The 6,806-nt window shown below is 65.0% G+C and carries 3 protein-coding genes and 1 pseudogene; all 4 read right to left on the bottom strand.

From position 1 onward, the window contains the following. Positions 1-1,294: hypothetical protein (locus VN856_RS06650; RefSeq protein ID WP_325687350.1), on the bottom strand; the 1,294-nt coding region annotated here is incomplete at its 3' end. Positions 1,295-1,865: 571 nt separating this feature from the next. Further along, positions 1,866-3,989 carry a substrate-binding domain-containing protein gene (locus VN856_RS06645; protein ID WP_325687348.1) on the bottom strand — a complete coding sequence of 708 codons (2,124 nt, stop codon included), beginning with the start codon at positions 3,987-3,989 and terminating at the stop codon, positions 1,866-1,868. Between the two features lie 75 nt (positions 3,990-4,064). Continuing rightward, entirely contained in the window at positions 4,065-6,263 is a 2,199-nt protein-coding gene (locus tag VN856_RS06640; RefSeq protein WP_325687346.1) for a malate synthase G, read from the bottom strand. A gap of 58 nt (positions 6,264-6,321) precedes the next feature. Next, positions 6,322-6,806: pseudogene (locus VN856_RS06635) on the bottom strand (3-methyladenine DNA glycosylase); the annotation flags it as partial.

Raw genomic sequence — 6,806 nt, 5'->3', positions numbered from 1 at the left:
CGCCCAGGCCTTCCAGGATATTGGCGATAGACAGATCGGTCGGAACGGAGACGCCAAGTGCGGCGAGCAGGCTGCTAACACTCTCATCGATGCTTGGACCGGTGCCCAACAAGTCGGCGATGGTGACGTGGTCCAATGCGGCCTCGAGGTTGCTGGCATCCAAGAGGCTGTCGAGGTTCAGGCCGGCGTCGCTCAAGGCCTGAGTAAGCAGAGTCCCGAGGCCCGGGACACTCAGGAGCGGGTCCAGCAGCGTGCCGAGGGTGGTATTCAGCGGGCCCAAGACGCCGTCGATCAAGCTGGTCGGCAGCGTCGCGATGACTGAACCCAGCCCTTCCGAGGTGAAAGCATCAGAACCCAACAACTCGTTCAACAGACCGGACAGACCTGTTGTGATCGTTCCGTCGATGTGGAACGCGCTCAGCACAGTGTTCAGGCTCAGGCTGCTCAGGTTCACGTCCAGACCCAGAGTGCTCAAAATGTTCGTCAGGTCGAGGTTGCCCAAACCAAGGTCATTGAGGCCGAGCAGATTCAACAAACCGCCCAGCGTGGTTATCGGATCGGTCAGGTTGGCAAGCAGTGTGCCCAGGCCCTGGTCGCCGAGCCCCAGGTCGTCGAACAACTGACCCAAGTTCAGGTCACCCAGCCCGAGCTGGCTCAACAAGTTGCTGAGGTCGAGGTCGGTCAGGGGCGTGTTGCCCAGGCCCAGCGCGTCGATCAGGCTGGTCAGGTTGATGTCGATGTTCGCGGATGTTTCTGGGGCCAGCAGGCCGTTGTAGAGCGGAATCGTGATGGCGCCGTCCAGCAGGCTGACTTCTTGCGCGCCGTTGAGGTAGGAGTTCAGGACGGTGGCCAGACCCTCGGAGATGTTGCTCAACGACGGGTCGGTCTGCAGCTGTTGGGCAACGGTCTCGAGCGTGGTGAGCGTTGCGCCCGTCGCCCCGAGGCCGGCGATCGCGAGCTCGAGCCCCGGCGGCAATTCCACCGAGATCGTGGCGGGAAGCGACGTGAGGTCCGTGGTGACGGTCGGGTCGAAGTTCGCCAACGCTTCAATCACGCCGAACGGGTTGGTGACGAGCTCGTTAAAAAGTTGCGTGATGTCTGACGAGCTGGCATTGCTGACGATGCTGTCAATGTTGGCCGTCGTGTTGCTGATCAGGTCCGACCAAGCGTCGACCAGTTTCACCGACCGCACCTGCGGAGTCGGGGGCGGCACCACCGTCGGAGTAACAGCGATCATGCTGGCGCCCACGAGGGCTATACCAGCGGTGGCGTAGGGGCGAAGCGCTTGTTGCATAACGATCCATCCTCCTGATTGCTGTGACGCACCTCACAGGGCTGACGGCACTCTACCTGAAATTCAGATAAGAAACAGCGAAAAATTGCCCGTGTGCCCAATAAAGCCGGAGTTGTCCGTATATCCGGAATTTTCTTCCGGTCTACCGGACTATCGAACGGTCGGCTGAGGCGCCGAACGCCCGGCGGTGAGTGCGGATGGCGCGAAGATGGGCGGCTAACAGCTAACCGGTCGGCGCGGCCCGCGTCTGCCCCTTGGACTTTTCGTCCGATTCGCTCGACCTTTGATCCGGTGACCGCCGTGGCTCGCAGGAAGGTCCGCAACGCCCCCAGCTCAGCGCGTTGTAATCGATGCCGGTCACACATCTGTCCGATTTGTCAGAACAGCGCGGAGTTCACAAAGGAGATCATGTTGTTGTGGGCGTCGGGCATTGACATGCAGGGACGCCCAGTTGGGTCACTGATCGATCGAAAATAAGCTGAGCCGTTTCGATACTCCTTCACAGGAGCACTGTCCGCCCGCGGAGCGGATCGACCGAAGACGTTTGCCGCGGATGCCGATAACGAGCGGGTCAGCTCAGGAACTTGGTTATCGCGGTGGCCAGGTCCGGCGACGCCGAGGTGGCGAGGTTCTGATAGCTGCCGCCGGACAACTTCGCGACAGCCTCCCAGGTCGCCCGATCGGAGTCGGACCCGAAGTCGATGACGTTGACCGCCACCGGCTTGGCCGGATCGGCGCTCTGCTTGATGAATTCTTGCAATCCTTCGCCGCCGAGACTCTGATCGGTGTGCGGCCCGGCCGTGATCACCAGCACCGAATTCGTCTGTCCGGCATGGAAATTGGCCAGCGCGTTCTGGTAAATCAGCCGCAGCGTGGTGAACGACACCGCCCCGCCTGACGTGGCGTGCTGTCGATCCAGCGCCGCCAGCAACACCTCCGACCGCGGCTTGCCGTCGACCTGATCGCTCAGCGGCCCGGCCGACACCTCCGAGCGACCCTCCTTGCCATCGAAGGTCCAGAGCCCGATCACGGCGCTCGGCGACAGCGACTTGATGCGGTCGTCCAGCGCGGTGACCACGTTGCCCAGCCGGGTCCTGTCGCCCTCTTCGGTGACCATCGACTGCTCGAGCATGATGATCGCCGCCGGTGAGCTCGCCGGCGCCGACACCACGTTAGCCAGGGCCGCGCGCGTTCCGTCGTCGCCGACCGACAGCGTCGACGGCAGCGCCGGGAAGCTGGTGACATCGCTCTTCGGTGACTTGTTGCCCTCGGCGCGGAAACCGGATTTGGCCAGCTCGGCGAGTTGATCGGGTTTGTGCATGAACCGGGCGAACTCGCTGGCCGCCGTCACCTGCTCCTGCGACAGCCACGACCCGCTGAGCAGCACAGTGGGGTAGTCGGCGACCGCGGCCGGGCCCGGCGGAAGCCACGAGTTCAGCGCGCTACCCGCGTCGGGCAACGACTGGCCGCGGGCGAACAGTTGCTGTTCGGTCGTGACCACGGCATGCACCGGCGCAGTCGCCGCATCGCCGGACGTCAGCAGCGCTTTCATCGCCTCGTCCAGCGAGTTGTTGGCGAGCTTGGGCTGGCCGCCGATCAGTGTTCGCACGGCGCCGCTGCCATCGGTCGGCGGCGCACCTTGCGGCACGGATGCCGCCGCCACCGCCTCGCCGGCGAGGTATGCCGCGTCGCTGTTGCCGCCGAGTGGCAGCGCCAGACGCAGCGAACCCCACGCCGGCAGCTTCAATGCCGCCAACGAGTCCGGCTTGGTCTGCAGCTCGGGCAGCGTCGCCCACTTCTGATCGGCGAGCGCTTTTTGAAGCTCGGGTCGCACGGCGAGCACCACCGGCGAGGTGACCAGCGACCGGCTGTCGGTAACAGTCTCCTTGCCCGCCGCCGCGGTCAGCCGCGCGGCCGATATCGAGCTGCCGGGAATCCACAGCGCCGGTCGTTGGCCCAGCTCTGCCGGCCATTTCCCGATGAAGCCGTCAACGACCGCGTCGGAGCCGGCGGATTTAACGCCGACGGAGACGCAGTGATCGCCGACCGGTGCGGCAATCGAGTTGAAGCGCTCGGCGAGATGCTGCACCTGGTCGGTGATCGACGGATCGGCGATGACGGCGACGGGCTGTTTATCGCCGACGCATCGCGCGCTGTGCGAGCGGTTGGATAACGCGTCGCCGAAGAAACGCCACAGGATGATTACGCCGACCACGACGACGACAGTGATCAGGGCGGCAATCACCCCGATGCTGACGCCGCGTCGGCCGGCCTCGTTGCGGTGACCACCACCAAACCCAGGCAGGCCTCGATGCCCGCCGGTCTGAGACGGCGGGGGCGGGGGCCCCTGCTCGCGTCGCGGGAAGCCGGGGAAGTCGTCCGGCGGATCAAGGTCGGCGGGGGGCAGGTCCCGTTCGGGTTGCTCCGGGCGGGCGATGTCGTCGCGGTGGTCGTCAGCGGGGTCGTCGAAGTCGAAAAACCCTCGGTGGTCGTCAAAGTCGTCGTCGAATTCCTCAGGCGGCCGAGTCGGATAACGCGGTGCGGAGAACGAATCGGTGTAGGGAGGTTCGTCGGACGGGAAATTCCCTGGTTCGCGATCGGCGCCGGCGTCCCCGAAGTCCTCCGGCCCGGGATAGTCGTCCGACGATTCGTCGGCCGGTTCGTCGTCGTCATCAGGAGCTCTGTGCCTACCCATGCCGGTCCTCTCCTGGGCGCCGGAGGTGCCTGCAACGTCTAGTCATGGGGCTAGTCGATACTCCCCGGACAGACCTCACTCATGGGCGCGGGCCTTAAATTCGCGCCGGCGCCGATGCAGAATCGGCTCGGTGTACCCGCTCGGTTGCTGCGCGCCCTCCAGGATCAGCTCCTGGGCGGCCAGGAATGCGATGCTGTCGTCAAAGTTGGGAGCCATCGGCAGGTACCCGGAATCACCGGCGTTCTGCTCGTCCACCAGCGGAGCCATTCGCTCCAGGCTAGCGCGCACATCCTCTTCGGTGATGACGCCATGCCGCAGCCAGTTGGCCAACAACTGGCTGGAAATCCGCAGCGTGGCGCGGTCTTCCATCAGCGCGACGTTGTGGATGTCGGGCACCTTCGAGCAGCCCACACCCGCGTCGATCCAGCGCACCACGTAACCAAGGATCGACTGACAGTTGTTGTCGACCTCTTCGCGGATCTCCTCGGGCGCCCAGGCCAGTTCCTTGGCCAGCGGGACCGTCAGCAGCTCGTCGATGGTGGCGCGCTTCTTGCCCTGGAGCTCTTCCTGCACCGCAGCCACATCCACGTAGTGGTAGTGCATGGCGTGCAGCGTGGCCGCCGTGGGCGAGGGCACCCACGCCGTGGTCGCGCCGGCCTTCGGTTGGCCGATCTTCTGCTCCATCATGTCGGCCATCAACTCGGTCATGGCCCACATGCCCTTGCCGATCTGCGCCCTGCCCTTGAAGCCGGCGGCGAGCCCGGTGTCGACGTTGTTGTCCTCGTAGGCCTTGATCCAGGTGGTGCTCTTCATCGCACCCTTGCGGATCATCGGACCCGCCTCCATCGAGGTGTGGATCTCGTCGCCGGTGCGGTCCAGGAAACCGGTGTTGATGAACACGACCCGGTCCGCGGCGGCCTTGATGCACGCCCTGAGGTTGACCGTGGTGCGGCGCTCCTCGTCCATGATGCCGACCTTCAGCGTGCCCTGCGGCAAGCCGAGGACGTCCTCGACGCGGCTGAACAGCTCGCAGGTGAACGCGACCTCGTCCGGCCCGTGCATCTTCGGCTTGACTATGTAGATCGACCCGGTGCGGCTGTTGGTAAGCGGCCCGTTGCCGTCGCCGGTCTTCAGGCCGTGAATCGCGGTCAGGCCGGTGAACAGCGCATCCTGGATGCCTTCGAACACCTCGTGTTCAGCACCGTTGCCGTCGCTCACGACGATGGCGTCGTTGGTCATCAGGTGGCCGACGTTGCGGACGAACAGCAAGCTGCGGCCGGGCAGGGTCAGCTCGCCGCCAGCGGGCGTCTTGTAGGTGCGGTCCTGGTTGAGGACGCGGTGGATGGTCTTGCCGCCCTTGTCGACCTCCTCGGACAGGTCACCCTTGTTCAGCCCGAGCCAGTTGCGGTAGCCCAGCACCTTGTCGTCGGCGTCGACGGCTGCCACCGAGTCCTCGAAGTCCATGATCGTGGTGATCGCCGACTCCAGGACGACGTCCTTGATGCCGGCGGCGTCGGTCTTGCCGATCGGCGATTCCGGGTCGACCAAGATCTCGATGTGCAATCCGTGGTTGACCAGCAGCACCGACCAGGCGGGGGAGCCGAGCTCGCCCGTGTAGCCGATGAACTTCTCCGGGCTGGCCAGCCCGACCGAACCGTCGGCGGTCGCGACCTGCAGCTGGCCGTCTTCGACACTGAGCCCTGTCGCACCGGTCCACGAGCCCGACGCCAGCGGAACCGCCTCGTCGAGGAATTTGCGGGCGTAGGCGATCACCTTGTCGCCGCGAACCCGGTTGTAGCTGGTGCCCTTTTCGGCGCCGTCGCTTTCCGGGATCACGTCGGTGCCGTACAGCGCGTCGTACAGCGAGCCCCATCGGGCGTTGGCGGCGTTCAACGCAAACCGCGCGTTGAGCACGGGCACCACCAGCTGCGGCCCTGCCGTCGTGGTGATCTCATCGTCGACACCCGCGGTGGTGATGGTGAAATCAGCCGGTTCTGGCTGCAGGTAACCGATCTCGGTGAGGAACTCGCGGTATGCCTCGGGGTCGAGCGGCTCGATGACGTGCTGGCGGTGCCACTTGTCGATCTGAGCCTGCAGCTGATCGCGACGCGCCAGCAGGTCCTGGTTCTGCGGCTGCAGGTCGGTGACTACCTTGTCGACGCCCGCCCAGAAGCTGTCGGGGTCTATGTCGGTGCCGGGCAAAGCCTCGGTGTTGACAAAGTCGTACAGCGCTTGAGCGACGCGCAGGTTCCCCACCGACACGCGATCCGTCATCTTTTCCTCCGCACTTACCAATCGAAACCAAATGTCAGCCTACCGGCCAGCATCGCCATTACCGGCAACCGGCGGCCTGCAGCAGCAGGTCACACCGTGCCAGCAGCGCTGCTCGCAACGGCTCGGCACGTGTGGCGATGGCCTTCTGGCAACGCACATATTCGGCACGGCCCGCCGCGTCCTCGACGGCGATCGGCGTATATCCGTAGTCGGCCAGGTCATACGGGCTGGCCCGCATGTCGATCTCACGGGCAGCCGCAGCCAGCTCCAGGCAGTCGAGCATCGTCTCGGAGTCGATCAGCGGGCTCAACTTGTGCGACCATTTGTACAGATCCATGTTTGCGTGCAGGCAACCAGGCTGTTCCCAATCCTGTTGTGTGGCGTGGCTGGGCGAGCCCACATTGCGTGGCGCCGCATCCGGGGTGAAGAAGCGGAACGCGTCGAAGTGGCTGCACCGCAACGGCCCGGCAACCTCGGCCTCGACCACGGTGTCGGTGCCCGCGGCGCCCAACCGCAGCGGAACACCGTTGTGGCGTACCTTGC

The sequence above is a fragment of the Mycobacterium sp. genome, from assembly GCF_035603715.1.
In the GTDB taxonomy this organism is placed as follows: domain Bacteria; phylum Actinomycetota; class Actinomycetes; order Mycobacteriales; family Mycobacteriaceae; genus Mycobacterium.
The sequence above is the reverse complement of the archived record's forward strand: the minus strand, read 5'-3'. Positions and strand labels throughout refer to the sequence as shown.